The organism is Vulcaniibacterium tengchongense (assembly GCF_003814555.1).
In the GTDB taxonomy this organism is placed as follows: Bacteria; Pseudomonadota; Gammaproteobacteria; order Xanthomonadales; family Xanthomonadaceae; genus Vulcaniibacterium; species Vulcaniibacterium tengchongense.
The window spans coordinates 393,822-418,638 of record NZ_RKQN01000001.1 but is presented as its reverse complement, the minus strand read 5'-3'; the positions used below and the strand labels follow the sequence as shown (position 1 = coordinate 418,638).

Genomic DNA, 24,817 nt, shown 5'->3' with positions numbered 1-24,817 from the left:
CGTGCACAAGCCCGCGCCCGGCCCCCTCCGGCTTCCGCCCTGCGCCCGGCGCTCGACCGCGTAGCGACCGCCCGCGTCGAATTCGCGCCGGCCGTTCATCGCCCTGATGAAGACGGGCGACCCGCATCCGCCACCAGGAGCAGGACGATGACGATCACCATCACCGCGTTCGAACGGTCGCCCGACGGCGGCATGCGGCTGGCGCGCGACACGCGGGTGCGCTGGGCGCTGGAAGAGGTGGGCCAGCCGTACGCGGTCCGCCTCGTTCCGTTCCGCGCGATGAAGGAACCCGCGCATCTGCGCTGCATCCCTTCGGCCAGATTCCGACCTTCGAGCAGGGCGATCTCGTCCTGTTCGAAACCGGGGCGATCGTCCTGCATCTCGCCCAACGCCATCCGGGCCTGCTGCCGGACGACGCCCACGCGCGGGCGCGCGCGATCGCCCGGATGTTCGCGGCGCTCGATACCGTGGAACCGCCGATCCTCGATCTCATCGTCGCCAAGTTCGAGGAAGGCGACAAACCCTGGGCCCGGGAACGCCTGCCGCTGGTCGCGGACCGGATTCGCCGCCGGCTCGGCCAACTCTCGGCCCGCCTGGGCGACGCGGACTGGCTGGAGGGCGCGTTCGGCGCGGGCAACCTGATGAGGGTGTCGGTGCTCCTGCGGCTGAGGCCCTCCGGCATCCTGGACGAGTTTCCCGGCCTGAGCGCCTACGTCGCCCGCGGCGAAGCGCGACCCGCGTACCGGCGCGCGTTCGCCGCCCAGCGGGCGGTCAATGCGCCCGAGGCCCGCGACGATTGACGGCCCCGGCCAGCGGCGCGCGCATCCACCCGGCGGCGCCGGCTTGTTTCGAGTACGAGCGTATTCGTTTACGATACCAATACGAGCGTACTGGAACCGGACATGGGCCGCCGCAAGACCATCGACCGCGACAAGGTGCTGGAAGCCGCCGAGGCCGTGATCGCCGAAACGGGCGCCGCCGGGCTGACCTTCGAGTCCGTGGCGGCGGCGGCCGGCGTCACCAAGGGCGGCATCCAGTCGTGCTTCGCCAGCAAGGAAGCGCTGATCGAGGCGCTGCTGCGGCGCTGGGGCGCGCTGTACGACGCGGACGTCGCACGCCTTTCCGGCCCCGGTTCGACCGCGCGCGACCGGGTGCGCGCCCACGTGCGGAGCACCGCCGAGGCCGACGACGCGGCGAACGCCCGGGCCGCCGCGCTGCTCGCGGCCCTTCTGCAGTCCCCGGACAACCTGGCGTGGGCGCGCGACTGGTACGCCGAGCGCTTCGGCGACCTGAAGGCGCTGGACGGACCGGAAGCCGTCCGGGCGCGGCTGGCCTTCCTGGCGACCGAAGGACTGTTCTTCCTGCGGCACTTCGGGCTCGTCTCGATGACGCGGCGCGAATGGGAGCGGCACTTCGACGACATCGCCGGGCTGCTCCCGGAGCGCGAAAGGAAAGCCAGGGCCGGCGGCGGCCCGCGTGCCGGCAAGAGCCGCGCATAGCGCCGCGTGCGCGCTTGCCTCGATTCCCCGCACTGGAGACGAAAATGAGTTGGATCTATCTCGTACTGGCCGGTCTTTTCGAGATCGGCTGGCCGATCGGCCTCAAGATGGCCCAGGCCCCGGCGACGCGCTGGCCGGGCGTGGCGGTGGCGGTCTTCTTCATGGGCCTGAGCGGACTGCTGCTCTGGATGGCGCAGCGGACGATCCCGATCGGCACCGCGTACGCGGTGTGGACCGGGATCGGCGCCGCCGGCACCTTCCTGGTCGGCGTTCTCTACTACGGCGACCCGGCATCGTTCGCGCGCTATCTCGGCGTCGCGCTGATCGTCGCCGGCGTGGCCACGCTGAAGCTGGCGCACTAGCGCCTCCTCCACCTGCCGGCGGGCCCGACGCCCCCGCCGGCTGCCCGGCGCGAGGAATGCCGGCCTGCCCGCCGCATCGCCGCCGCGCGCGCCGGCGCGGCTCACCCCGGTGCGACGTCGGCCTGGGATAATGCGCCGGTGTCCCGTGCCTGCTCCCGCGCCCTGGCCTGCCTCGCCCTCGTGGCGATGCTGCTGCTGGTCGCGATGCCGACCGTGGGCCGGCAATTCGGCAGCGGCTTCGCCCTGCCGTCGGAGAGGCTAGGCGCCGCGCACGCGCCGGCCGCCGGCTCCATGCCGGGCATGGCCCGGGCCGAGCACGGCTTGCACCTGGCGGGAATGGCCGGCGCCGGGCATGCGCACCACAGGCCGCACATGGCCGTGCCGACGCCGGACGAGCCCGGCGAAGCGCCCGCGCCGCACGACGGCCATGCGCGCCACGACTGCGCCTATTGCCCGCTGCTGTCGAGCCTGACGAGCGCGTCCGTGCCGCAGCTGCTGCTGGGGCCGGCGCCGCTCGCGCCGTGGTCGGTCCGCGTCGCCGCCGCGCCGCCGCTCGCGCCGCCCGTTCCGGCACTGGGCTCGCAAGGCCCGCCTCGCTGACTCCGAAAGCCGGTCCCACGTTCCGCGCGCGGCGTCACCGCCGCGCGCGTTCACTGCTTTCCGGAGTGTTCCCATGTCGATCCTTTCGATCGCGATGCCGCGCGCGTCGCGCTGGGCCGTGGCCGTCGCCACGGCCTGTTCGCCCCTTGCCGTCCACGCCGCGGCGCCGCCCGACGCGACGACGCTGGACACGATCCAGGTCCGCTCGGCCAGGCCGGCGGCGGCCGAAGCCGAACGCTCGCTCACGCCCGGCGGCGTCAGCATCGTCGACGGCGACGCCTTCCACGAACGCGCCGTCGTGCAGATGGCGGACGCCCTGCGCTACGTGCCCGGCGTCTGGGCCGTCAGCGGAACCGGCGGCGATGCGATCTTCATCTCCAGCCGCGGCTCCAACCTCGACGCCACCCAGTACGACAGCAACGGCATCAAGCTGTTCCAGGACGGTCTTCCGGTCACCACGGCCGACGGCAGCAACCACAATCGCTTCCCGGATCCGCTCGCAGCGCGCGAGGTCGTGGTGGCGCGCGGCGCCAACGCGCTGACCTACGGCGCCAGCAATCTCGGCGGCGCGATCGATTTCCTCTCGCCGACCGCGCGCAACAGCCCGCCGATGCAGGTCTTCGTCCACGGCGGCAGCCATGGCCGGCTCGGCGGCCGGCTGACCGCCGGCGGCGCCGCCGGCGACTTCGACGGGCTGGTGACGCTGGAAGCGCTGGGCCGCGACGGCTACCGCGCGCACAGCCGACAGGACCGCGTCGGCCTGTACGCGAACGCAGGCTGGCGCGTCTCGGATCGTTTCGACCTGCGGCTGTTCGCCACCCACATCGACAACGACGAGCAGCTGGCCGGGCCGTTGACCCGCGCGCAGTTCGACGCCGACCCGATGCAGGCCCAGCCCGCCGCGATCACCGGCAACTTCCAGTTGAACGTGCGCACCGACCGCCTGGCCGCCAAGGGCACGTGGGTCCTCGACGGCGACAGCCGTCTCGAGTTCGGCCTGTCCTACGAGGACCAGGACCTCTACCACCCGATCGTCGACCGGGTCATGGTCGACTTCGACGGCGCCGGCCCCAATCCGCCGGTGGAAGTCTTCAGCCTGCTCAAGAACACCGGGCAGCGCACGCTCGGCGGCATGCTCCGCTACAACGTCCGCACCGGCGACCACGACGTGCTGGCCGGCGTCAACCTCGCCGACACGCGCGAGCGCGGCGGCAACTTCCGCAATCTCGCCGGCCGCCGCAACGGCCGGACCGAGGCCGTCGACAACCGGTCCGACAGCGTCGAAGTGTTCCTGGTGGACCGCTGGAGGTTCGCGCCCGATTGGACCCTGGTGTACGGCGCGCAAGGCGTCCTGGCCGGCCGCGACGTGCGCACGACCCGCCTGGCCGACGGCGCCCTGCGCCATCCGCGCGACGACTACGCCGCGTTCAATCCGCGCCTCGGCGCGATCTACGCGCTGCGCCCCGGCAGCGAAGCGTTCGCCAGCATCAGCCGGCTTTACGAGGCCCCGACCACGTTCGAACTGGAGGACGACGTGCGCGCCGACGGCCGCACGCTGGACGCGATGCGCGGCACCGTGGTCGAGGCGGGCCTGCGCGGCAGTACCGCCGCGCTCGCCGGCCGACCCGGCTGGCGCTGGGACGTCTCGGTGTACCACGCGCGCATCCGCGACGAGATCCTGTCCGTCGACGATCCCGCCGCGCCCGGCACGAGCCTGTCGACCAACGTCGGCCGCACGGTCCATGCCGGCCTCGAAGCGCTCGTGGGCGCGAGCTTCCCGCTCGGCGACGGGTACCGTCTCGAACCGCTGCTCGGCGCGACGTACAACGCGTTCGCGTTCGAGGACGATCCCTTCTACGGCGATAACGATCTGCCCGGGGCGCCGAAGTACGCGGTGCGCGGCGAACTGATGCTCCGCAGCGCCGGCGGCTTCTTCGCCGGGCCGACGTTCGACCTGGTGGGCGCGCGGTACGCCGATTTCGCCAACGCCTACCGCGTCGGCCCGCACCGGCTGCTTGGCCTGCGCGCCGGCCTCGAGCGCGGGCGCTGGTCGGTGTTCGGCGAGGTGAGGAACCTGTTCGACGAGGCCTACGTCGGCGTGTTGAACGTGCGTGACCGGGCGGCCGCCGGCGACGCCCTCCTGCAGGCCGGCGAGCCGCGCTCGGTGTACGCCGGAGTGCGCTTGCGGTTCTGAGGAGCCGCCATGCCGACATCATCCAGAGGAATCGCCAGGAGAACCGACATGAAGCACGCACTTGGCGCCGCCCTGTGGGCCGCCATCGCGATCGCCACGCTCGCCGGCTGCCATCGCGAACCGCACCAGGCCGTCGGCGCGATCGAGGTCGCACGGCCGTGGGTGCGCGCGATGGCGCCCCATGCCCCTGCCGCGGGCGGGTTCATGGCCCTGCGCAACACCGGGGACGCCGCGGACCGCCTGCTCTCGGTTTCGAGCGCGGAGGCGGAACGGGTCGAGATCCACGAAGTCGTCATGGACCGCGGCGTGATGCGCATGCGCCCGCTCGCCGGCGGGCTGGCGCTGCCCGCCGGCGCGACGGTGGAGCTCAAGCCGGGCGGGTACCACCTGATGCTGATCGGTCCCCGGCGGCGGTTCGCCGCCGGCGAGGAGGTCGCGATGAGGCTCGTCTTCGCCCGTGCGGGCACGACGGAAGTCCGTTTCGCCGTGCGCCCGCTCGACGCGACCTCGGCGGACGGCGCGGCGCGTCACTGACCACGGCCTGGACGGCGCGCCGGGCCGGCGCTACTGCGCCGCGGCGGAAGCGGCGAGCGCCCGCTCCACCGCCGCGGCGCCGCCGTCGCCGAGCGCGGCATAGGCGATGCGCAGCGCCTGCGCGAACCGCGCGTCCGACGACAGCGGCGCGAACACGGCGTCCAGGGCCAGGAACGCCGGCACGTCGCCCGCGGCTTCGCCGGTGGCGGCGCGGCCGATGGCCGACAGCGCGGGGGCGAGCGGATCGGCCAGGGCGATGCCGGCCTGCGCCTGGCGGCGCACGAAGTGCAGCCACGCCGCCACCGGCAGGCACAGCGGCTCGACCGGGCGGCCGGCGGCGAGCGCGTCGGCGATGGTGCCGAGCAGGCGTACGGGGATCTTCTGCGAGCCGTCCTGGGCGATCTGCAGCAGGCGGTGGCGGATCGCCGGGTTGCGGAAGCGCAGCAGGATCGCGCCCGCGTAGGCCTGGGCGTCGAAGCCGCGCGGCGCCGCGAGATGGGGGGCGATGTGCCCGCGCATCAGTCGCTCGACGAAGCCGGCCAGCGGCGGATGCGCCATCGCCTCGGCCACCGTCTCCAGGCCCAGCAGCGCACCGAGGTAGGCCAGCGTCGAATGCGGCGCGTTGAGCAGGCGCAGCTTGGCGCGGTCGTAGCCGGCGATGTCGTCGCTGATCGTCGCGCCGGCGCGCTCGAACGCGGGACGTCCGTTGCGGAAGTCATCCTCGATCACCCACTGCGCGTACGGCTCGCGCTGCACCGGCCAGGCGTCGCGGCAGCCCAGTTGCGCGGCCACGCACTCGCGCAGGGCGTCGTCGGTCGCCGGCGTGATGCTGTCGACCATCGAGCGCGGGAACGCGACTTCGCGCTCGATCCAGTCGGCGAGCGCCGCGTCGATGCGGCGGGCGTATTGCAGCACGGCCCGGCGCAGCTTGCCGCCGTTGTCGGCCAGGTTGTCGCAGCTGAGCACGGTGTAGGGCTCGAGGCCCTGCCGATGGCGCGCGCGCAGGCCGGCGACGATATGGCCGATGGCGCCGCTCGGCGCTTCGGGCTGCGCCAGGTCGCGGACGACCTCCGGATGGGCGAAGTCCAGGCCGTCGCCGGCCAGGCAATAGCCCTTCTCGGTGATCGTCAGCGTGACCAGCCGCACCGCCGGATCGGCCAGGCGCGCCAGTACCGCTTCGCGCTGCTCGCGCGCGAACAGCACCTCGCGGATCGCGCCAATCACGCGCAGTTCCGTTTCCTCGCCGAGCAGCGCCAGCGCGTACAGGCCGTCCTGGGGCCGCAGCGCGTCGCGCACGCCGGGGCTGTGCAGCGACACGGCGCAGATCGCCCAGTCCGGGTCGTCGGCAAGCAGCTCGTCCACGTACACCGCCTGGTGCGCGCGATGGAACGCCCCGGCGCCGAGGTGGACGATGCCGATGCGGGTGCGGCTGCGGTCGTAGGCCGGCCGGGCGACGCGGGCGGGCAGCGAGGCCAGGGCGAGGTCGTTCAGGCGCGGAAGCGCGGCCGGGGCGGGATCTGTCATCGTCTTTCTTCGGTTCGCGAGTGGGGCTTGCACCGGGCGTTGGCGGGGCGCCGTTCCGAGACCTGGGCGGGGATCCCCTTGGCGTCCTCGTGCTCGAGACGCCGACGTTCCCGCCTTCGCGGAAACGGCGGAGGGCGGCGCGGTCAGTGCTCCTCCGCGACGGCGAAACGCCGGCTCAGGCGGATGTCCGCGCTCGAGGCGCCGACCCGCACCTCGTAGCGGCCCGGGTCGACCGTGTAGCCGCCGGCCGCGTCGTCGTAGACGCGCAGGTCGGTTTCCGGCTTCATCTCGAAGCTCAGCTCGCGCGCCTCGCCCGGCCGCAGGTGCACGCGCTGGAAGCCACGCAGCTCCTTCAGCGCACGCTCGCGCCGGGGCTCGAGCGGCGCCAGGTAGAGCTGCACCACTTCGTCGCCGGCGCGCGCGCCCTCGTTCCTCACGGTGACCGAGACGCGCAGCGTGTCCTGCGCGCCGAGCCGTTCGCGGTCGAGCTTCAGCCCGGAGTAGCCGAAGCGCGTGTACGACAGCCCATGGCCGAACGGATACAGCGGCTCGCCGCCGAAGTAGCGATAGGTGCGTCCGCGCATCGCATAGTCGTCGAACGCCGGCAGCTTCTCGTCCGCCTGGTAGAAGGTGACCGGCAGGCGGCCGGCCGGACTCACGTCGCCGAACAGCACGTCGGCGACCGCGTTGCCGCCGCGCTGGCCCGGATACCAGGCCACCAGGATCGCGGGCAGGTTCTGCTTCGCCCAATCGACCGCCAGCGCCGAGCCGGTGGTCAGCACCAGCACCACCGGCTTGCCGGTCGCGTGCAGGGCTTCGAGCAGCTTGCGCTGGGTGGCCGGCAGGCGGATATCGGTGCGGTCGCCGCCGGCGAAGCCCGGGTAGTTCACCGTCATCTCCTCGCCTTCGACGTCGCCGGTCAGGCCGCCGACGAACACGACCACTTCGGCCTGGCGCGCCGCTTCCAGCGCGGCTTCGAACGGCGGCTTGGCGCCGGGCAGTTCCCAGGCCAGGCGCACGGCGGCGTCGCGGTCGGCTTCGTACATCTCCAGGCGGATGTCGTAGGCGCGGCCGCCTTCCAGCTGCAGACTGACGCTGTCCGCGCGCAGGCGCTCGCTGGGCTGCCAGCGGTCCAGCAACAGTTTTCCGTCAAGGTACAGGCGGAAGCCGTCGTTGGCCGCGGCCTCGATGCGGTAGGTGCCGCTCACCGGCGGCAGCAGCTGGCCGCTCCAGCGGATGCTGAAGCCGTCGTTGGGGATGGCCTCGCGCGGGCCGACCTCCCCGCGCGCCATCAGGTTGTCGGTCGGTGAACCACGGTCCCAGCGGAAGCCGATCTGCGCATCCACGCGCACCAGCGCCGGTGGGCCGGACAGGTCGCGGTTGCGGAAGTATTCGCCGCGCAGGCCGCGCTCGCTGGAACCGGGCGCCGGGCGCAGGTATTGCGGTTCGATCAGCGGCGCCGCGGCCGGATCCTCGCGGCCTTCGACCAGGTCCGCGCCGCGTGCGTACAGCACTTCGGCCTGCGGCAGCGCCTCGCGGATGCCGCGCAGCACGGTGACCGGATCGGCCGGCGTGCCGTAGTAGTTGCCCAGCAGGGCCATGGTGTCGTCGGCGGTGGGGCCGATCACCGCGATGCGCTTGATGTCCTTCGACAACGGCAGCAGGCCGTCGTTCTTCAACAGCACGATCGACTCCTGCGCGGCCTTGCGCGCCAGCGCGTCGTGCTGCGGCGCCTGGTTCACCGAATACGGGATCTGCGCCCAGCGCAGCTGGCCGGGCGGGTCGAACATGCCCAGGCGCATGCGCGCGGCGAACAGGCGCGTGACCGCGTCGTCGATCTCGGCTTCGGAGATCAGGCCCAGCTTCACCGCGTTGGGCAAGATGGAGTACTCCTCGCCGCATTCCAGTTCGGTGCCGTTCTTCACCGCCAGCGCGGCGGCCTCCTCGCGGGTGGCGACGATCTTGTGGTGCTTCCAGACATCGACGATGGCCCAGCAGTCGGAGACCACGTAGCCCTGGAACCCCCAGTCGCGGCGCAGCACGTCGCGCAGCAGGAACCGGCTGGCGCTGGCCGATTCGCCGTAGACGCGGTTGTAGGCGCCCATCACCGCGGCGACCTGGCCTTCCTTCACCAGCGCTTCGAACGCGGGCAGGTAGGTCTCGTACAGGTCGCGCCGGCTCGGGTGCACGTCGAAATGGTGGCGGTCGGCCTCGGGGCCGCTGTGCACCGCGAAGTGCTTGGCGGTGGCGTCGAGCTTGCGGTACCGCTCGCCGCGCGGGTTCGCCGGCGCGTCCGCGCCCGGGCCGTCGCCCTGCAACCCGCGCACGAAGGCCACGCCCATGCGCGCGGTGAGGAACGGGTCCTCGCCGTAGGTCTCCTGGCCGCGGCCCCAGCGCGGGTCGCGGAAGATGTTGATGTTCGGCGACCAGAAGGTCAGGCCCTGGTAACGGCCATGCTGGCCGTTGCGCAGGAACTCGTGGTGCTTGGCGCGTGCCTCGTCGCTGATCACGCGCGAGATCTCGTCCATCAGCGGCACGTCGAAAGTCGCGGCCAGGCCGATGGCCTGCGGGAACACCGTCGCGCCGCCGGCGCGCGCCACGCCGTGCAGCGCCTCGTTCCACCAGTCGTAGGCGGGGACGCCGAGGCGCTCGATCGCTGGCGCCGCGTTCCGCATCTGCGCGGCCTTCTCCTCCAGCGTCATCCGCTCCACCAACGCGGCCGCGCGCTCCTCGAAGCTGCGCGAGCGGTCCAGCCACGGCTGCGTGGCCTGCGCGGCCAGCGCCTGCCAGGCGGGCGCCGAAGCCAGCAACGCGGCCAGGCACCAGCGCGCCAGCGCGCGCGTTCGCGCGCGGCAGCTGGGCGGAGTCGGATCGACATGGGCGCGCCTAGCTTGCATGGTGCCCTCCTCCCTTGCGGATCAGCGCTTGCGTTCGTCGCGGGCGTAAGGCCCGATCACCGCGCCGACGAAGCCGCCGGCGACCTCGGTGCTGAGGATGCGGGCGTCGTCGCCGCGCAGCAGCCATCGCCAGCCGTCGCCGGCGTCGTAGGCGAAGGAATAGTCGCCGCCGTCGCCGGCGATCTTCAGCGCCAACGCCCCGCGGGCCGGGAGCGAGCGCGTGGCGACCACCCGGGCCGGCGCATCGCCCGCGCGCTTCTCGAGGAACAGTTCGACCCCGTCGCCGCGGCGGCGCGCGCCGAGGAAATACCAGTAGCGCTCGTTCTGGAACGCCGCCAGGCCCGCGGCGACGCCGTCGCCGGGCAGCTCCATCGCGGTGCTGGCCTCGAAGGCCAGATGCTGCTGGCGCCGCGCCAGGAACGAGGGATTGCGCAGCGTGTCCAGGCCTTCGGCGAGCGGATGGATCGCCAGCTTGCCGGGCGCGGACGCGAGGTCGGCCCAGCGCGTCTTCGGCACGCGCACGTGCAGCCAGGCCGGGTCGAGCGCCGCGCCGTCGAACTCGTCGCGCCAGGTGAAGTTGCCGCTCAGCGGCGCCTGCGTCGCCTCGCCGCGCATGAACGACGGCGCCGGCGCGACCTGCGGGATCGCCCGCCCGTGGGCCAGGACCACCGGCCAGCCGTCCTTCCACTGCACCGGCAGCAGGTAGGTCTCGCGCCCGGTGTTGTAGTGCTTGCCGTCGTACAGGCGGCTGGCCAGGAACACCGCCCACCCGCTGCCGTCCGGTCCCTCGACCAGGTCGGCATGGCCGGCATTGGCGATCGGCGCAGGCCGGTCGGCGGGCAGGTCGCGCTGGGTCAGGATCGGATTGCCGGCGTACGGCCGGTAGGGCCCCCAGATGTCGCGGCTGCGCGCGACCACCTGGGAATGGTTCACCGAGGTGCCGCCCTCGGCGCAGACCAGGTAGTACCAGCCGTCGCGCTTGTACAGGTGCGGGCCTTCGATCCAGATCGGCTTGGACGCGGGGTCCATGCCGCCGTCCAGCAGCACCCGGCGCGGCCCCACCGGCTTGCGCTGCGCCAGGTCCAGCTGCTGCATCCAGATGGCGCGGTGGCCCTCGTAGCGCGGCTGGCCCTCGGGCGCGTCGTTGTTGACGATGTAGACCTTGCCGTCGTCGTCGAAGAACAGCGAAGGGTCGATGCCGCCGATGCTCGGCAGCCACACCGGGTCCGACCACGGGCCGGCGGGATCCTTCGCGGTGACGTAGAAGTTGCCGCCGCTGTCCACCGCGGTCGTGGTCACGTAGAAGGTGCCGTCGTGGTATTCGATCGTCGGCGCGAAGATGCCGCGCGAGACGCGCAAGCCGTCGAAGTCCACCATGCCCGGCCGGTCGATCACGTGGCCGATCGGTTTCCAGTGCACCAGGTCGGCGCTCTCGAACACCGGGATGCCCGGGTAGTGGGTGAAGCTGGAGTTGACCAGGTAGTAGCGGCCGTTCGCGCGGACGATGCTCGGGTCCGGGTGGTAGCCGGCCAGGATGGGATTGCGGTAGTGCCCTGGCGGCAGCGGCGCCTCGAACGCCGCATCGCGGCCGGTGTACTCGAACCAGTCGAAGCGCACCGGCGCGGGCGCCTGCTGCGGCGTCTCCGCCCGCTGCGGCGCCTGCGCCAGCGCGGGCGCCGCCAGCGCGGCCAACGCCAGCGCCCGCACCGCCGTCCCGATCCGCGCCCGCATGGCGGTCACCAGTCCCACATCGCGCCGTCTTCCAGGCGCGCGATCGGCAATTGCCTGGGCGAGTACGGGTACTTCGCCGCCAGCTTCTCGTCGATGTCCACGCCGTGGCCGGGAGTGTCGCCCACGTGCAGGCGGCCGGCGCGGAAGGCGTAGTCGTGCGGGAAGACCGCGTCGGTCTCGTCGGTATGGAACATCCACTCCTGGATGCCGAAGTTCGGCACCCAGGTGTCGAAGTGCAGCGCCGCGCCCATGGTCACCGGCGAAACGTCCGTCGCGCCGTGGAAGCCGGTGCGCACCGAATGCAGCGCGGCGAAATCGGCGATGCGGCGCACGTGGGTGATGCCGCCGCCGTGCACGATCGTGGTCCGGATGTAGTCGATCAGCTGGTTCTCGATCAGGTGCTTGCAGTCCCAGATCGAGTTGAACACCTCGCCCACCGCCAGCGGGGTGACCGAGTGCTTGCGGATCAGCTCGAACGACTTCTGGTTCTCGGCCGGCGTGGCGTCCTCCAGCCAGAACAGGCGGTAGGGCTCCAGGTCGCGGGCCAGGCGCGCGGCCTCGACGGGCGTCAGGCGATGGTGCACGTCGTGCAGCAGCTCGACCCGGTCGCCGTGGTCGCGGCGCAGCTGCTCGAACAGCTTCGGCACCACCTCGAGATAGCGCGGTGTGTTCCACACGGTCTCGACGGGCAACTCGCTCTCGGCCGGCTCGTAGGCCTTGCCGGCCGAGATGCCGTAGGCCTTCTTCACGCCGGGCACGCCGCACTGCGCGCGCACGGCGATGAAGCCCTGCTCGATGAAGCGGCCCACGGCGTCGGACGCCTCGGCGATGTCGCGGCCGTTGGCGTGGCCGTAGACCAGCGCGCCCTCCCGCGAGCGGCCGCCGAGCAGTTGGTAGATCGGCAGCCCGGCCATCTTGCCGAGGATGTCCCACAGCGCCACGTCCACCGCCGCGATCGCGGTCATGGTCACCGGGCCGCGCCGCCAGTACGCGCCGCGGTACAGGAACTGGAACGTGTCTTCGATGCGCCCGGCGTCGCGGCCGATCAGGTTCGGCACGACGTGGTCCTGCAGGTAGGAGGCCACCGCCAGCTCGCGGCCGTTGAGCGTGGCGTCGCCCAGCCCGTACACGCCGGAGCGCGTGACGATCTTCAGGGTGACGAAGTTGCGCCCCGGGCAGGTGACGATCACTTTCGCGTCGACGATCTCGCGCTCGCGCGCGGAACCTCGGGCGGGGGTTTCGGTGGCGGGTTGCGTGCTCATGGACTGGAGGCTCGGCGAAGGCTTACTGGACGGGAATCTCGAACGGCCCGGCGGGCAGGCCCGCGCCGTCGAACAGGGTGACGACCGGGCTGTCCGCCCAGCCGTAGCGCACGCGCGTGGGGTCGGCCACCGGCGCGCGCAGCAGCACGGTGTCGCCGCGGATCTCGGCCTGGGCGTAGCGGCAGGACCCGGCCCGCGCGCCGCACAGCGCGAAGCCGACCGGACCGTCGGCGCCGTAGGCGACCAGGCCGCCGTCGACGTCGCCGAAGCGCACCGCCACCGCCTCGCCCTCGCGCCGAGCCGAGAGCGGCACCGGGCCCGAGGCCGGGAGCCGTTCGCCGTAAGCGACGCGCCGCGCCGCGCGGGCCAGGCGCCGGCCGACTTCCTGCTTGTTGCTCGGGTGGATGTCGTAGCGCTCGCCGATGTCGATCGCCACCGCCAGGCCGGTGCGCGGATCCTCGCCCGCGACCTGGCGCTGCACCTCGCGCAGCTGCGCCCACTCGCTCTCGCCCGGCCGGGTCGGCGCCGCGCCGTAGTTCGCCAGCTGCACGATCAGCAGCGGCAGGCCGTCGCCGAAGCGCGAGCGCCAGTCGTCGCGGAACGCGCGCAGCAGATCGCGATAGCGCCCGGCCTCGAAGGTGTTGGACTCGCCCTGGTACCAGGCCACGCCGCGCAGGCCGTAGCGGCTGAGCGGCGCGATCATGCCGTTGTACAGCGTCGACAGCCCCGCCGCGGTCTGCCACGGCGCGCGCGGCGGCGACGCGGTCTGCTTCGGCACGATGCGGTACTGCCAGCGTTCGATCGGCACGCGGGAACCGTCGGCGAAGCGCAGCGCCGGCACGGGGCCGCTGAGCCCGCCGTCGCGGTAGGTGTCGAGCACGTTGACGGCGACGACGTTCTCGCCCGGCTTCAACACGCCGTCGGGCAGCGGGTATTCGCGCGGCGCGCCGCCGTAGGCGCTGCCGACGCCGCGGCCGTTGACCCAGGTCATGTCGATCTCGTCGGCGCCGCCCAGCGCCAGCACCGCCTTCTGCCCGGCCTGTTGCGCGCTCAGCGCCACCGTGGCGCGGTACCAGAGCATGCCGTTGAAGTCGGCCAGCTCCGGCACGCCCCAGCGCTCCCAGGCGCCGAGCGCGCGCGGCGCGGCGCGCCAGCCCGGGCCGGGCCTGTAGCCCGGATCCCACGGCTCGTCGCCCGCCGGAGCTTGCGCGCGCCACCAGTCCGCCCAGACCTCGCCCCAACGGCCGACCGCGTCGACCGGATCCCCGGCGTAGCGCGCGAGCACATCGAGCTCGGCGTCGTACAGGCCGGTCGCGCGCAGCGCCTCGCCGCTGGTCCAGGCCTGGATGCGGGAGCCGCCCCAGGCCGCGGCGATCAGCCCCATCGGCACGTCCACCGTCTTCTGCAGCTCGCGGGCGAAGTAATAGCAGGCCGCGGAGAAGTCGCGCACCGAGTCCGGGGTGGTCGTCCGCCATCGCACCGGCGCGGCGAAATCCTCGCGCGGCGTCGCGCTGCCTTCCTGCGGCACGGCGAACAGGCGGATGCGCTCGTTCGCGGCGCCGGCGATCTCGGCGCGCGCATCGAGCGTGCGCCACACCTGCAGCTCCATGTTCGACTGCCCCGAGCACAGCCATACGTCGCCGACCAGCACGTCGGCGACGGTCTGCGTCGCGTCGCCCGCGCTCGCGGTCAGCGTGTGCGGCCCGCCGGCGGGCAGCGCCGGCAGCGTCGCCTCCCAACGGCCGTCGGCGGCGGCACGGGCGCGGGCGCGCCGGCCCGCGAGCGCGACCCGCACCTCCTCGCCCGGCGCGGCGCGGCCCCAGACGCGGATCGGCCGGTCGCGCTGCAGCACCGCATGGTCCTGGAACATCGCGTGCAGCAGCGGCGCGGCCGGTTCGGCGGCCCCGGCCGGCGCCGCAACGCCGAGCCACAGCGCCAGCAGCGCCCAGGCGGCGCGGCGCCACGGATGCGGATGCGAAAACGCGCTCGAACTGCGGCTCATCAGCCATTCCCCGGGGCGTACGGAAACTCCAGCGACTGGTAGTACCGCAGCGGCTTCGGCGGCGGCGCGTAGCCCGGCGGCAGCGCGCGGCCGTTGAGGCTCTGCCAGTACGCGAGGCTGGCGTCGCGCCACCACTGCGCCTCCTTCTCCTGGATCGCCAGGAACGCGGCGACCTGGCGATGGCGCTCGGCATCGACGTAGGGCGCGAGCCCGTCCCAGGCCGCGCGCATCTTCTTCACCTCGTCCACGCCGCGGGTGTAGCGGTGCACCAGTTCGTGCCACAACGTGCGCCCGGAGCGCATGCGGTGGTCCCAGGGCACGTGGTGGAACCAGAGCAGGAACGGCTCCGGCACGCGCGCGATGTCGCCGAACTCCGCGGCCACCGCCGGCGCGTACTGCGCCACCGCGTTGCTGCCGCTGGCGCTGCGGTCGAAGCCGATCCCCTCGCGGGTGGCGCGGTGGTAGTACACCGAGGTCCAGTCCGCGCGCGGGCCGCCGTCGACCCAGGGCCCGGGCCCGTAGTGATGGCCCCGCCCCATCAGGTGATGCAGGCCGAGCGGGGTCATGTAGTCGACCACCGCCTCGCGCGAGGCCACCATCATGCCGACCGCCGGCGCGACGAAGCGCGGATCGTTGGAGAAGGTCATCCGCACCCAGTCCTCGGCGATCGCCTTCGACGAGGCGTCGGGGTTCCAGGCCAGCCGCCCGTAGGCGTACCAGTTGGCCTGGTCGAAGTGCGAGCCGCTCCAGTTGCGGTCGGCGCCGATGTTGGCCACGCCGGCCATGCCGGTGAGCGGGTCCTGCAGCGTGTCGGCGTGCAGCGAGCCGTCGATCACCCGGGCCACCGTCGAGCCCTCGCCCTTCGCCTTCGTGTCCGCGCGCAGCGTCTCCTCGAACAGCGGGCCGAGGTAGACCAGGTGCGTGGCGAAGCCGAGGTACTCCTTGGTGATCTGGAACTCCATCATCAGCGGCGTCTTCGGCATCGCGCCGAACAGCGGGTGGAACGGTTCGCGCGGCTGGAAGTCGATCGCGCCGTTCTTGACCTGCACCATCACGTTCGGGCGGAAGCGGCCGTCGAGCGGCACGAACTCGGCATAGGCCTGCTTGGCGCGGTCGTCCGGCGTCTCGTGCGAATAGACGAAGGCCCGCCACATCACCACGCCGCCGTGCGGCGCCACCGCGTCGGCGAGCATGTTGGCGCCGTCGGCGTGGCTGCGGCCATAGTCCTGCGGCCCCGGCTGCCCTTCCGAATTGGCCTTGACCAGGAAGCCGCCGAAGTCGGGCACGTGGCGGTAGATCTCGTCGGCCTTGGCCTTCCACCAGGCGCGCACGCGCGGGTCGAGCGGGTCGGCGGTGCCCAGGCCGCCGATCTCCCGCGGCGCCGAGAAGCGCGCGGACAGGTACACGCGGATGCCGTACGGGCGGAACACGTCGGCCAACGCCTTCACCTTTTCCAGGTACATCGGCGTGAGGATCAGCGCGTTGGAATTGACGTTGTTGAGCACCGTGCCGTTGATGCCGATGGAGGCGTTGGCGCGGGCGTAGTCGACGTAGCGCGGGTCGCGCCAGTCCGGCAGCTTGTGCCAGTCCCAGATCGATTCGCCGGCGTAGCCGCGCTCGACGTGGCGGTCCAGGTTGTCCCAGTGGTTGAGCACGCGCAGCTTCAGGCGCGGGACCTCGCGCAGGTCGAGGCGGTCGAGCGGCTGGCGGGTCTGCAGCAGGCGCAGGAAATGGAACGCCCCGTACAGCGCGCCGGCGTCGTCGTTCGCGGCGACGACGGTCGCCTTGCGGCCATCGACGACGACGCTGCGGATCAGGTAGCCCTCGCGGCCCAGGCCTTCGGTGTCCAGGCGCAGCCCCGCGATCGTCGGCGACGAGGCCGGCGTGCCGACGACCAGCGCGCCGTCGCGCGTGACCCGTTCCGCCAGCGGCGGCGCCGCGCCGAGCAGCCCCCTCAGGCCGCGCTGCAGTTCCTCGCGGGTCGCGGCCTGCGTCGGCGTCGCCGCGCCGGCCAGCAGCTGCGTGGCGAACGCGCGGTACCCGTCCGCGCGCGCGGCCTCGATCGGCCGGTAGCGCAGCCACAGCTCGTAGCCGTCCTCGGCCTGCGCCGCTCCGCACCCGAGCGCTGCCGCCAGCAAGCAGATGCCGGCGACCGCGCGGCGCCAATCGAAGCCCTTGCGGGCGCGCGCCGCGCCCGGTCCGCCGATCCCCTTCATCCACCCCTCCGCCGGCCGGCAGCGGGTTCGCCGGCCGGGACTGTTACCGTTAACATGAAGCGAGCGGTTTTTATCCGGCCGGAGAAAGCGCGCATCATGCTCCGATCGCGCTCCGCGCCCGCGGCCGCTGACTGATCCAGGAACGGACCATGACCCCAACCAGGAAATCCACCGGCCGCAAGGGCCAGGCCGTCACCATCCACGAAGTGGCCACGCTGGCCAACGTGTCGCCGATGACCGTGTCGCGCGTGGTCAACGGCAACGGCAACGTCCGCGAGTCCACCCGCGAGCGCGTGATGCGCGCGGTGCGCGAACTGGGCTACACGCCGAACCTCGCGGCGCGCGCGCTGGCCGCGGCGCAGGGCACACGCATCGCCCTGATCTACACCAACCCGAGCTCGGCCTACCTGAGCGAATTGCTGGTCGGCGCGCTGCGCGGCACCGCCCGCACCGGCGCGCAGCTGGTCATCGATTCCTGGGAGAACCTCGACGCCAAGGCCGAACGCGGCGCCGCGCGCGCGCTGGCCAAGAGCGTGGCCGGCGTGGTGCTGCCGCCGCCGCTGTGCGAATCCAAGGCGGTGATCTCGGAACTGGTCGGCGACGGCATCCCGGTCGTGGCGCTCGCATCGGGCCGCTTCGACGAGTCCATCTCGCACGTGCGCATCGACGACTTCAAGGCCAGCCGCGAGATCACCGAGCACCTGATCGGCCTGGGCCACCAGCGCATCGGCTACATCAAGGGCCACCCGAACCAGACCGCGAGCGCGCGCCGCTTCGAAGGGTTCCAGGCGGCGCTGCGCGAAGCCGGCATCGCCCCGGACAACGTCCTCGCGCAGCAGGGCTACTTCACCTACCGCTCCGGGCTCGAGGCCGCGGAGAAGCTGCTCGCCCGCCGCCAGGCGCCGACCGCGATCGTCGCCGCCAACGACGACATGGCCGCAGCCGTGGTCTCGGTGGCGCACCGCCGCGGGCTCGACGTGCCCGGTGACCTGTCGGTGGTCGGCTTCGACGACACCTCCGCGGCGACGACCGTCTGGCCCGAGCTCACCACGATCCGCCAGCCGATCGCCTCGATGGCCGATGCCGCGATCGACATCCTGCTGCGCAACATCCGGCGCAAGGATCGCGAGACTCGGGTGGTGGTCGATCATGTCGTGGCGCATCAGTTGATCAGGCGCGATTCGGTCGCGCCGCCGGCCGCCGCCAGATGAGGCCGCCGGGAGCGCGGCGCTCCGCGCCCCGGCCTCGCCGCATCAACGCAGCAGGTACTGGTTGAGCAGGTTCTCGTAGCGCTCCTGCTTGCCGCTGATCTGCTTCGGCTCGCCGTTTCGCAGCGCCAGCGCATGCAGGTCGGCCAGCGACAGCTTGCCGTCGGCGAAATCCTTGCCCGCGCCGCTGTCGAAGCTGGCGTAGCGCTGCTTGCGCCACTGTTCCCACGGCGAATCGTTGAGCAGGGCGTGCGCCACTTCCAGGCCGCGGGCGAACGCGTCCATGCCGCCGATGTGGGCGAGGAACAGGTCCTCCATGTCGGTGGACTCGCGGCGCGGCTTGGCGTCGAAGTTCAGGCCGCCGACCAGGCCGCCCTGGCGCAGCACCACCATCATCGCGCCGACGGTGTCGTAGAGGTCGGTCGGGAACTGGTCGGTGTCCCAGCCGTTCTGCGGGTTGCCGCGGTTGGCGTCGATGCTGCCCAGCAGGCCGTGGTCGGAGGCGACCTGCAGGTCGTGCTCGAAGGTATGGCCCGACAGCGTGGCGTGGTTGGCCTCGATGTTGAGCTTGAAGTCCTTCTCGAGGCCGTGCGCCTTGAGGAAGCCGGCGACGGTGGCGCTGTCGAAGTCGTACTGGTGCTTCATCGGCTCCATCGGCTTGGGCTCGATCAGGTAATAGCCCTTGAAGCCGATGCTGCGGCCGTAGTCGCGCGCCATCGTCAGGAAGCGCGCGAAATGCGCCAGCTCGCGCTTCATGTCGGTGTTGTGCAGGCTGGCGTAGCCTTCGCGGCCGCCCCAGAACACGTAGTGCTCGCCGCCCAGCTCCACCGTCGCTTCCAGCGCCGCCTTCACCTGCACCGCCGCGCGCGCCACCACCGCGAAGTCGGGGTTGGTCGCCGCGCCGTTCATGTAGCGCGGGTGCGAGAACAGGTTCGCCGTGCCCCACAGCAGCTTCACCCCGGTGGCCTGCTGGCGCTCCTTGGCCAGCGCCACCATGCGCTTGAGGTTCTTCTCGTACTCGCCGATGTCGTCGGCGTCCGGCGCCAGGTCGACGTCGTGGAAGCAGTAGTACGGCACGCCCAGCTTGGTGAAGAACTCGAACGCGGCGTCGACCTTGGCCTCGCAGGTCTTCATCGGCGAACCCGCCTCCCAGGGGAAACGCCGGGTGCCCGGGCCGAACGGGTCGTGGCCGGCGTTGGTGAACGTATGCCAGTAACACACCGCGAAGCGCAGGTGCTCGGCCATCGTCTTGTCGCCGATCCTCCGGTTCGCGTCGTAGACCTTGAACGCGAGCGGGTTGTCCGAGTCGCGCCCCTCGAACGGGATCCGGCCGATGCCGGGGAAGTATTCCTTCGCGCCGATGAAGTAGTTCTGGCTCATTGCGGTCTCTTTTTCGATGGCTCAGTGGGGGCGCCGGTCAGGCCGCGTAGAGCGGACGGACGGCATCGAGGTGGCGCAGGAAACGCCGATAGTGGATGCGGTAGGCGGCGGCGCGCTCCGGATCCGGCGCCGCCGCGCGGTCGGCGCGCATGCGCACGTGCGCCTGCGCCAGCTCGGCGAGGCTCGCGCCGCCGCGCGCGCGCTGCGATGCCCACAGCGCCTGCAGCGCGGCGCCGAAGGCGGCACCCTCGCTCTGCTCCGGCACTTCGACCGGAAGCTCGAACACGTCGGCGACCATCTGCCGCCACGCCGGGCTGTTGCTGCCGCCGCCGGTCAGGCAGATCCGTTCGAAGCGCAGGCCGGCCGCGACGAACGCGTCGTAGCCGTGGCGCAGGCTGTAGGTGGCGCCTTCCATCGCCGCGCGGTAGACGTTGGCCGGCGCCGTGTTCAACGGGTCGAGCCCGAACAGCGCGCCGCGGCCCCCGGGCAGGTTCGGCGTGCGCTCGCCGTTGAAGAACGGCAGCAGCAGCACGCCACCGGCGCCCGGCGCGGTCTGCGCGAGCAGCGCCTCGGCGTCCTGCGCCTTGAGGCCGAACAGCCGCGCCGCGAGCTCGGTCGCCACCGTGCAGTTCATCGTGCAGATCAGCGGCAGCCAGCCGTCGGAAGAGGCGCAGAACGCGGCCCAGCCGGCCTGCGGGTCGACCACCGGCCGGTCGGCGAACGCGAACAGCGTGCCCGACGTGCCCAGGCTCATCGTCAGCCGCCCCGGCACGACGTTGCCGGTGCCGATCGCCGCCATCATGTTGTCGCCGCCGCCGACCGACACCCGCACCGTGCGCGGCAAGCCGAGTTCGTCGGCGATCGCGGGCGCCAGCGGGAACGTCGCGCCCGCGTCCGCCAGCGGCGGCAGGCAGCGGCCCAGGTCGCGCTCGGGATCGATCGCGCGCAGCACCTGCGGCGACCAGGCACGGCGGCGCACGTCGAACCAACCGGTACCGGAGGCGTCGCCGCACTCCATCCAGCGTTCGCCGGTCAGCCAGAAGTTCACGTAGTCGTGCGGCAGCAGCACGGTGGCGAGGCCGCGGTACGCCTCGGGCCTATGCTTGCGCAGCCAGGCCAGCTTCGACGCGGTGTAACCGGCGAGGATCGGATTGCCCGCCGCTTCGACGCAGGCGGATTCGCCGCCCAGCGCCTGCATGATCTCGTCGCATTCGCGCTGGGTGCTGGTGTCGCACCACAGCTTCACCGGCGCCAGCACCCGCCCGGCCGCGTCCAGCGGCACGAAGCCGTGCTGTTGCCCGGACACGCCGATCGCGGTCACACGCGCGCGCAGCGCCGGATCGAGCCGGGCGAAACAGGCGCGGATCGCCTCGATCCACCACTGCGCTTCCTGTTCGCGCGTGCCGTCGTCGCGCGCGACCAGCTCCAGCGGCTGACCGTGCAGCGCGGCCACCTGCGCCGCATCCGCGTCGTAGGCCAGCAGCTTGACGCTCTGCGTGCCGACGTCCAGGCCGACGACCAGGCTCATGCGCGCGCTCCCGGAAACGCAATGGTAGCGCTAACAGTCGAGCCGCAAAAAAAAGGCTCGCTGGTGAGGGCGGCACTCGGGTTCATCGTGGCGGTTCGCGATCGGGCGGGTCCGGGAGACGGGACAACTCTACCAGCGATCGCGGGAAGGACATGCTGCACTGCGAAAAACCACGCCGGCATGGCCCCGCATTCGGCACGATGACGTTTCCGCCCGGTGCGATTCGCCGCCACGCCGATTCTCGCGCTTTCCGCGGGCGCCGCCGGGTTCCGGGATCCCGGCGTCGCGTCCCGGTTTCCGGGCCGCGGCTGGATCTTCACGCCACCAGGCGGCCCGGGAGCGACGCAAGCGATCGCGGGCATTCCGCCGCCGCCTCGCGCGACGCCGCCGGGACGCGCGCGCCGCGCCGGCCACAAAAAAGCCCGCCTTGCGGCGGGCTCTCGAACAGTGGCGGAGCGGACGGGACTCGAACCCGCGACCTCCGGCGTGACAGGCCAGCATTCTAACCGACTGAACTACCGCTCCGTTTTCGTACTTGCACAACCGCTGCTTGCGCCTTCGGCGCCTCGCATCCGGCGCGCGCTGCGGCGCGACGGCGCGACCGTCGAAAACAAAGGCGCCGTTTCCGGCGCCCTTGGCGTTACTGGCGGAGTGGACGGGACTCGAACCCGCGACCTCCGGCGTGACAGGCCAGCATTCTAACCGACTGAACTACCACTCCGCACTTCGAAACCCACTTGCGCTTCCGCGAAACCTCGTCCGGTCTCTTCGGAACGTCCGCACGCCGCAGCGTACGGGCTCTGGTAGAGGGACCTGAATCTGGTGGGTGCTGAGGGTTTCGAACCCCCGACCCTCTCCTTGTAAGGGAGACGCTCTACCGCTGAGCTAAGCACCCGCTTTGCGGTGCCGACGCCGGGGCGTCGGCGGCGGGCGTTAGTTTACGGCATCCTTCAGCGCCTTGCCAGCCTTGAACGACGGGTTCTTCGAGGCCTTGATCTTGATGGTCTCGCCGGTCTTGGGGTTGCGGCCCTGGCGGGCGGCGCGCTTGCGCACCTCGAAGGTGCCGAAGCCGACCAGCGTCACCGAGTCGCCCTTCTTCAGCGCCTTGGTGATCACGCTGATCACGGCGTCGACCGCGTTGGCGGCGTCGGTCTTGGACAGCTCGGCGGCCTCGGCGACGGCACCAACAAACTCAGCCTTATTCATTCGATTTGACTCCCTGTGCGGATTGTTGCCGCATGTTTGATAACCGGTGGAGAACCAGCGCGCGGCAGCCCCCTTCCGATCGACTATCCGCGCGGAGCCCTGATTTTCAGGGGTTCCGCGCGGTCGCCGTCGTTATACCAGCGGTATTTGGGGGCTGCAAGCGCGAAAGCCTGCAACGACGGGCCTTGCAGCGCCTTCGCGCTCGCCCGCGACCGACCGCGCCGTCAGTGCTTGACTCCGGCCTGCGCGACGGCCTGCGCGCCTTCGCGCACCGTCACCTCGCCTTCGTTCTGCTGCGAGGACGCGGCGGGCGTCAGCGGTCGCTCCAGGGCGATGTCGAGCACCTCGTCGATCCACTTCGCGGTCACGATCTTCAGGCCCTGGGTCACGCTCTTGGGCAGGTCGGCCAGGTCCTTGCGGTTCTCTTCCGGAATGACCACGGTGCGGATGCCGCCGCGCAGCGCCGCCAGCAGCTTCTCCTTGAGCCCGCCGATCGGCAGCACGCGGCCGCGCAGGGTGATCTCGCCGGTCATCGCCACGTCCGCCTTGACCGGGTTCCTGGTCAGGATGGACACCAGCGCGGTCGCCATCGCGATGCCCGCGCTCGGGCCGTCCTTGGGCGTGGCGCCTTCCGGCACGTGCACGTGCACGTCGTGCTTCTGCAGGAAGTCCAGGTCGATGCCGAGCTGCTCGGTGCGCGCGCGCACCACGGACAGCGCCGCCGACGCCGATTCCTTCATCACGTCGCCGAGCTGGCCGGTCAGCAGCAGCTGGCCCTTGCCGGGCACCAGCGTGGCCTCGACCTGCAGCAGGTCGCCGCCGACCTCGGTCCAGGCCAGGCCGGTGACCAGGCCGACCTCGTTCTGCTCCTCGGCCCGGCCGAAGTCGTAGCGGCGCACGCCCAGGTACTTGTCGAGGTTCTTCGAGGTGACGTTGACCGCGCCCTTGCGGTTGCGCGGGCCGGCCATGGCCAGCTCCTTGACCACCTTGCGGCAGATCTTGGCGATCTCGCGCTCGAGGCTGCGCACGCCCGACTCGCGGGTGTAGAAGCGCACGATGTCGCGCACCGCGCCTTCGGCCACCTTCAGTTCCTCCGGCTTCAGGCCGTTGGCCTTGATCTGCTTCGGCAGCAGGTAGCGCATCGCGATGTTGAGCTTCTCCTCCTCGGTGTAGCCGGGGATGCGGATCACTTCCATGCGGTCCAGCAGCGGGCCGGGGATGTTCAGCGAATTGGAGGTGGCGACGAACATCACCTCGGACAGGTCGAGGTCGACCTCGAGGTAGTGGTCGTTGAACGCGCTGTTCTGCTCGGGATCGAGCACCTCAAGCAGCGCCGAGGACGGGTCGCCGCGGAAGTCCATCGACATCTTGTCGATCTCGTCGAGCACGAACAGCGGGTTCTTGGAACCGGCCTTGTTGAGGTTCTGCACGATCCGGCCCGGCATCGAGCCGACGTAGGTGCGGCGATGGCCGCGGATCTCGGCCTCGTCGCGCACGCCGCCGAGCGACATGCGCACGAACTTGCGGTTGGTGGCCTTGGCGATCGACTGCCCGAGCGAGGTCTTGCCCACGCCCGGCGGGCCGACCAAGCACAGGATCGGGCCGCGCATCTTGTTCACCCGCGACTGCACCGCGAGGTATTCGAGGATCCGCTCCTTGACCTTCTCCAGGCCGAAGTGGTCGGCGTCGAGCACGTCCTGCGCGGCCTTGAGGTCCTTGCGCACCTTGGTGCGCTTCTTCCACGGCACCCCGAGCAGCCAGTCGAGATAGTTGCGCACCACGGCGGCCTCGGCCGACATCGGCGACATCTGCTTGAGCTTGTTGAGCTCGGCCTTGGCCTTGGCCTCCACCGCCTTGGGCATGCCCGCCTCGGCGATCTTGCGGGTCAGCTCCTCGATGTCGTTGGGCGAGTCGTCGATCTCACCGAGCTCCTTCTGGATCGCCTTCATCTGCTCGTTGAGGTAGTACTCGCGCTGGCTCTTCTCCATCTGCGACTTGACCCGGCCGCGGATGCGCTTCTCCAGCTGCTGCACGTCGATCTCGCCGTCGACCAGGCCGACCAGCAGCTCCAGGCGGGCGCCGACGCCGTTGAGCTCCAGCAGCTTCTGCTTGTCGACCAGGCGCACCCCCAGGTGCGCGGCGATGGTGTCGGCGAGGCGCCCCGGGTCGTCGATGCCGGCGAGCGTCTGCATCAGCTCCGGCGGCAGCTTGCGGTTGGTCTTGACGTACTGTTCGAACAGGCCCATCAGCGAGCGCGCGATCGCCTCGATCTCGCGCTCCTCGCGGTCGAGCTCGGGCTCGAGCACCTCCGCGCGCCCGGCCAGGGCGCCGTCGCGCTCGGCCACGTCGCGCACGCGCACGCGCGCGACGCCCTCGACCAGCACCTTGATCGTGCCGTCCGGCAACTTGAGCAACTGCAGCACCTGGGCGAGCGTGCCGACGTTGTAGAGATCGGCCGCGCGCGGGTCGTCGGTCTCGGCCGACTTCTGCGCGACCAGCAGGATCCGCTTGTCCGCCTCCATGGCCAGGTCCAGGGCGCGGATCGACTTCTCGCGGCCGACGAACAGCGGGATGACCATGTGCGGGAAGACGACGACGTCGCGCAGCGGCAGAACCGGCAGGGCCAGCGTCTCGCGTTCGGTGGATTGGGTCATGGGGAACTCCGGTGAAGCGG

At 71.7% G+C, this 24,817-nt stretch carries 16 protein-coding genes, 3 tRNA genes and 1 pseudogene; 7 read left to right on the top strand and 13 right to left on the bottom strand.

From position 1 onward, the window contains the following. Positions 1-147 precede the first annotated feature (147 nt). The 6 genes and pseudogenes from EDC50_RS01985 (at position 148) to EDC50_RS01960 (ending at position 5,189) form a co-directional block, all read left to right on the top strand. Positions 148-800 (top strand): annotated as a pseudogene (locus EDC50_RS01985) (glutathione S-transferase family protein). Between the two features lie 135 nt (positions 801-935). Next, on the top strand, positions 936-1,499 hold the full coding sequence (locus tag EDC50_RS01980; protein WP_199742041.1) for a TetR/AcrR family transcriptional regulator: 564 nt from the start codon (positions 936-938) through the stop codon (positions 1,497-1,499). A gap of 44 nt (positions 1,500-1,543) precedes the next feature. Continuing rightward, the gene (locus EDC50_RS01975) at positions 1,544-1,861 is read left to right on the top strand and encodes a DMT family transporter (RefSeq protein ID WP_123768785.1); all 318 of its coding nucleotides are present in this window, start codon (positions 1,544-1,546) and stop codon (positions 1,859-1,861) included. A gap of 186 nt (positions 1,862-2,047) precedes the next feature. Continuing rightward, complete coding sequence (locus EDC50_RS01970; RefSeq protein WP_123768784.1) at positions 2,048-2,461, top strand: hypothetical protein; 414 nt, start codon at positions 2,048-2,050, stop codon at positions 2,459-2,461. A gap of 73 nt (positions 2,462-2,534) precedes the next feature. Further along, complete coding sequence (locus EDC50_RS01965; RefSeq protein ID WP_123768783.1) at positions 2,535-4,655, top strand: TonB-dependent receptor family protein; 2,121 nt, start codon at positions 2,535-2,537, stop codon at positions 4,653-4,655. A 48-nt stretch (positions 4,656-4,703) separates the two neighbouring features. After that, positions 4,704-5,189: a copper chaperone PCu(A)C gene (locus tag EDC50_RS01960; protein WP_158635646.1), complete on the top strand. Its 486-nt coding sequence runs from the start codon at positions 4,704-4,706 to the stop codon at positions 5,187-5,189. Between the two features lie 30 nt (positions 5,190-5,219). Here the strand turns inward: EDC50_RS01960 and EDC50_RS01955 are convergent, their stop codons facing one another. The 6 genes from EDC50_RS01955 to EDC50_RS01930 form a co-directional block, all read right to left on the bottom strand. Beyond that, positions 5,220-6,713 (bottom strand): mannitol dehydrogenase family protein, encoded by a 1,494-nt coding sequence (locus EDC50_RS01955; RefSeq protein ID WP_123768781.1) that lies wholly within the window; start codon positions 6,711-6,713, stop codon positions 5,220-5,222. 143 nt (positions 6,714-6,856) lie between these two features. Beyond that, positions 6,857-9,610 carry a glycoside hydrolase family 3 protein gene (locus tag EDC50_RS01950; protein WP_123768780.1) on the bottom strand — a complete coding sequence of 918 codons (2,754 nt, stop codon included), beginning with the start codon at positions 9,608-9,610 and terminating at the stop codon, positions 6,857-6,859. Positions 9,611-9,631: 21 nt separating this feature from the next. After that, positions 9,632-11,341 (bottom strand): glycoside hydrolase family 43 protein, encoded by a 1,710-nt coding sequence (locus tag EDC50_RS01945; RefSeq protein ID WP_123769601.1) that lies wholly within the window; start codon positions 11,339-11,341, stop codon positions 9,632-9,634. Between the two features lie 5 nt (positions 11,342-11,346). Next, positions 11,347-12,603 (bottom strand): D-mannonate dehydratase ManD, encoded by a 1,257-nt coding sequence (manD, locus tag EDC50_RS01940; protein WP_123768779.1) that lies wholly within the window; start codon positions 12,601-12,603, stop codon positions 11,347-11,349. Positions 12,604-12,625: 22 nt separating this feature from the next. Next, entirely contained in the window at positions 12,626-14,545 is a 1,920-nt protein-coding gene (locus EDC50_RS01935; RefSeq protein WP_484606925.1) for a sialate O-acetylesterase, read from the bottom strand. A gap of 59 nt (positions 14,546-14,604) precedes the next feature. Further along, positions 14,605-16,821 carry an alpha-glucuronidase family glycosyl hydrolase gene (locus tag EDC50_RS01930; protein WP_123768777.1) on the bottom strand — a complete coding sequence of 739 codons (2,217 nt, stop codon included), beginning with the start codon at positions 16,819-16,821 and terminating at the stop codon, positions 14,605-14,607. 149 nt (positions 16,822-16,970) lie between these two features. Here EDC50_RS01930 and EDC50_RS01925 point away from each other — a divergent pair, with 149 nt between their 5' ends. Next, on the top strand, positions 16,971-18,032 hold the full coding sequence (locus EDC50_RS01925; RefSeq protein WP_123768776.1) for a LacI family DNA-binding transcriptional regulator: 1,062 nt from the start codon (positions 16,971-16,973) through the stop codon (positions 18,030-18,032). 42 nt (positions 18,033-18,074) lie between these two features. On the opposite strand, the gene xylA is transcribed toward EDC50_RS01925, so the two are convergent. The 7 genes from xylA to lon form a co-directional block, all read right to left on the bottom strand. Next, positions 18,075-19,409 carry a xylose isomerase gene (gene xylA / locus EDC50_RS01920; protein WP_123768775.1) on the bottom strand — a complete coding sequence of 445 codons (1,335 nt, stop codon included), beginning with the start codon at positions 19,407-19,409 and terminating at the stop codon, positions 18,075-18,077. 37 nt (positions 19,410-19,446) lie between these two features. Continuing rightward, positions 19,447-20,937 carry a xylulokinase gene (xylB, locus tag EDC50_RS01915; protein ID WP_123768774.1) on the bottom strand — a complete coding sequence of 497 codons (1,491 nt, stop codon included), beginning with the start codon at positions 20,935-20,937 and terminating at the stop codon, positions 19,447-19,449. 448 nt (positions 20,938-21,385) lie between these two features. Further along, positions 21,386-21,462: transfer RNA gene (locus tag EDC50_RS01910), tRNA-Asp, on the bottom strand. Between the two features lie 119 nt (positions 21,463-21,581). Further along, positions 21,582-21,658, bottom strand: a tRNA-Asp gene (locus tag EDC50_RS01905). A gap of 99 nt (positions 21,659-21,757) precedes the next feature. Further along, positions 21,758-21,832 (bottom strand) — tRNA-Val (locus EDC50_RS01900). Positions 21,833-21,870: 38 nt separating this feature from the next. Continuing rightward, complete coding sequence (locus EDC50_RS01895) at positions 21,871-22,143, bottom strand: HU family DNA-binding protein (RefSeq protein ID WP_123768773.1); 273 nt, start codon at positions 22,141-22,143, stop codon at positions 21,871-21,873. Between the two features lie 224 nt (positions 22,144-22,367). After that, positions 22,368-24,797 (bottom strand): endopeptidase La, encoded by a 2,430-nt coding sequence (gene lon, locus EDC50_RS01890; RefSeq protein WP_123768772.1) that lies wholly within the window; start codon positions 24,795-24,797, stop codon positions 22,368-22,370. Between the last annotated feature and the right edge of the window lie 20 nt (positions 24,798-24,817).

Bases quoted from the DNA above. Each gene is read 5' to 3' on its own strand.
- EDC50_RS01970 (WP_123768784.1), top strand. From the start codon at position 2,048: ATGCTGCTGCTGGTCGCGATGCCGACCGTGGGCCGGCAATTCGGCAGC.
- EDC50_RS01955 (WP_123768781.1), bottom strand. From the start codon at position 6,713: ATGACAGATCCCGCCCCGGCCGCGCTTCCGCGCCTGAACGACCTCGCC.
- EDC50_RS01945 (WP_123769601.1), bottom strand. From the start codon at position 11,341: ATGCGGGCGCGGATCGGGACGGCGGTGCGGGCGCTGGCGTTGGCCGCG.
- lon (WP_123768772.1), bottom strand. From the start codon at position 24,797: ATGACCCAATCCACCGAACGCGAGACGCTGGCCCTGCCGGTTCTGCCG.
- EDC50_RS01925 (WP_123768776.1), top strand. From the start codon at position 16,971: ATGACCCCAACCAGGAAATCCACCGGCCGCAAGGGCCAGGCCGTCACC.
- xylA (WP_123768775.1), bottom strand. From the start codon at position 19,409: ATGAGCCAGAACTACTTCATCGGCGCGAAGGAATACTTCCCCGGCATC.
- EDC50_RS01960 (WP_158635646.1), top strand. From the start codon at position 4,704: ATGAAGCACGCACTTGGCGCCGCCCTGTGGGCCGCCATCGCGATCGCC.
- EDC50_RS01930 (WP_123768777.1), bottom strand. From the start codon at position 16,821: ATGAAGGGGATCGGCGGACCGGGCGCGGCGCGCGCCCGCAAGGGCTTC.
- xylB (WP_123768774.1), bottom strand. From the start codon at position 20,937: ATGAGCCTGGTCGTCGGCCTGGACGTCGGCACGCAGAGCGTCAAGCTG.
- manD (WP_123768779.1), bottom strand. From the start codon at position 12,603: ATGAGCACGCAACCCGCCACCGAAACCCCCGCCCGAGGTTCCGCGCGC.
- EDC50_RS01950 (WP_123768780.1), bottom strand. From the start codon at position 9,610: ATGCAAGCTAGGCGCGCCCATGTCGATCCGACTCCGCCCAGCTGCCGC.
- EDC50_RS01895 (WP_123768773.1), bottom strand. From the start codon at position 22,143: ATGAATAAGGCTGAGTTTGTTGGTGCCGTCGCCGAGGCCGCCGAGCTG.
- EDC50_RS01965 (WP_123768783.1), top strand. From the start codon at position 2,535: ATGTCGATCCTTTCGATCGCGATGCCGCGCGCGTCGCGCTGGGCCGTG.
- EDC50_RS01975 (WP_123768785.1), top strand. From the start codon at position 1,544: ATGAGTTGGATCTATCTCGTACTGGCCGGTCTTTTCGAGATCGGCTGG.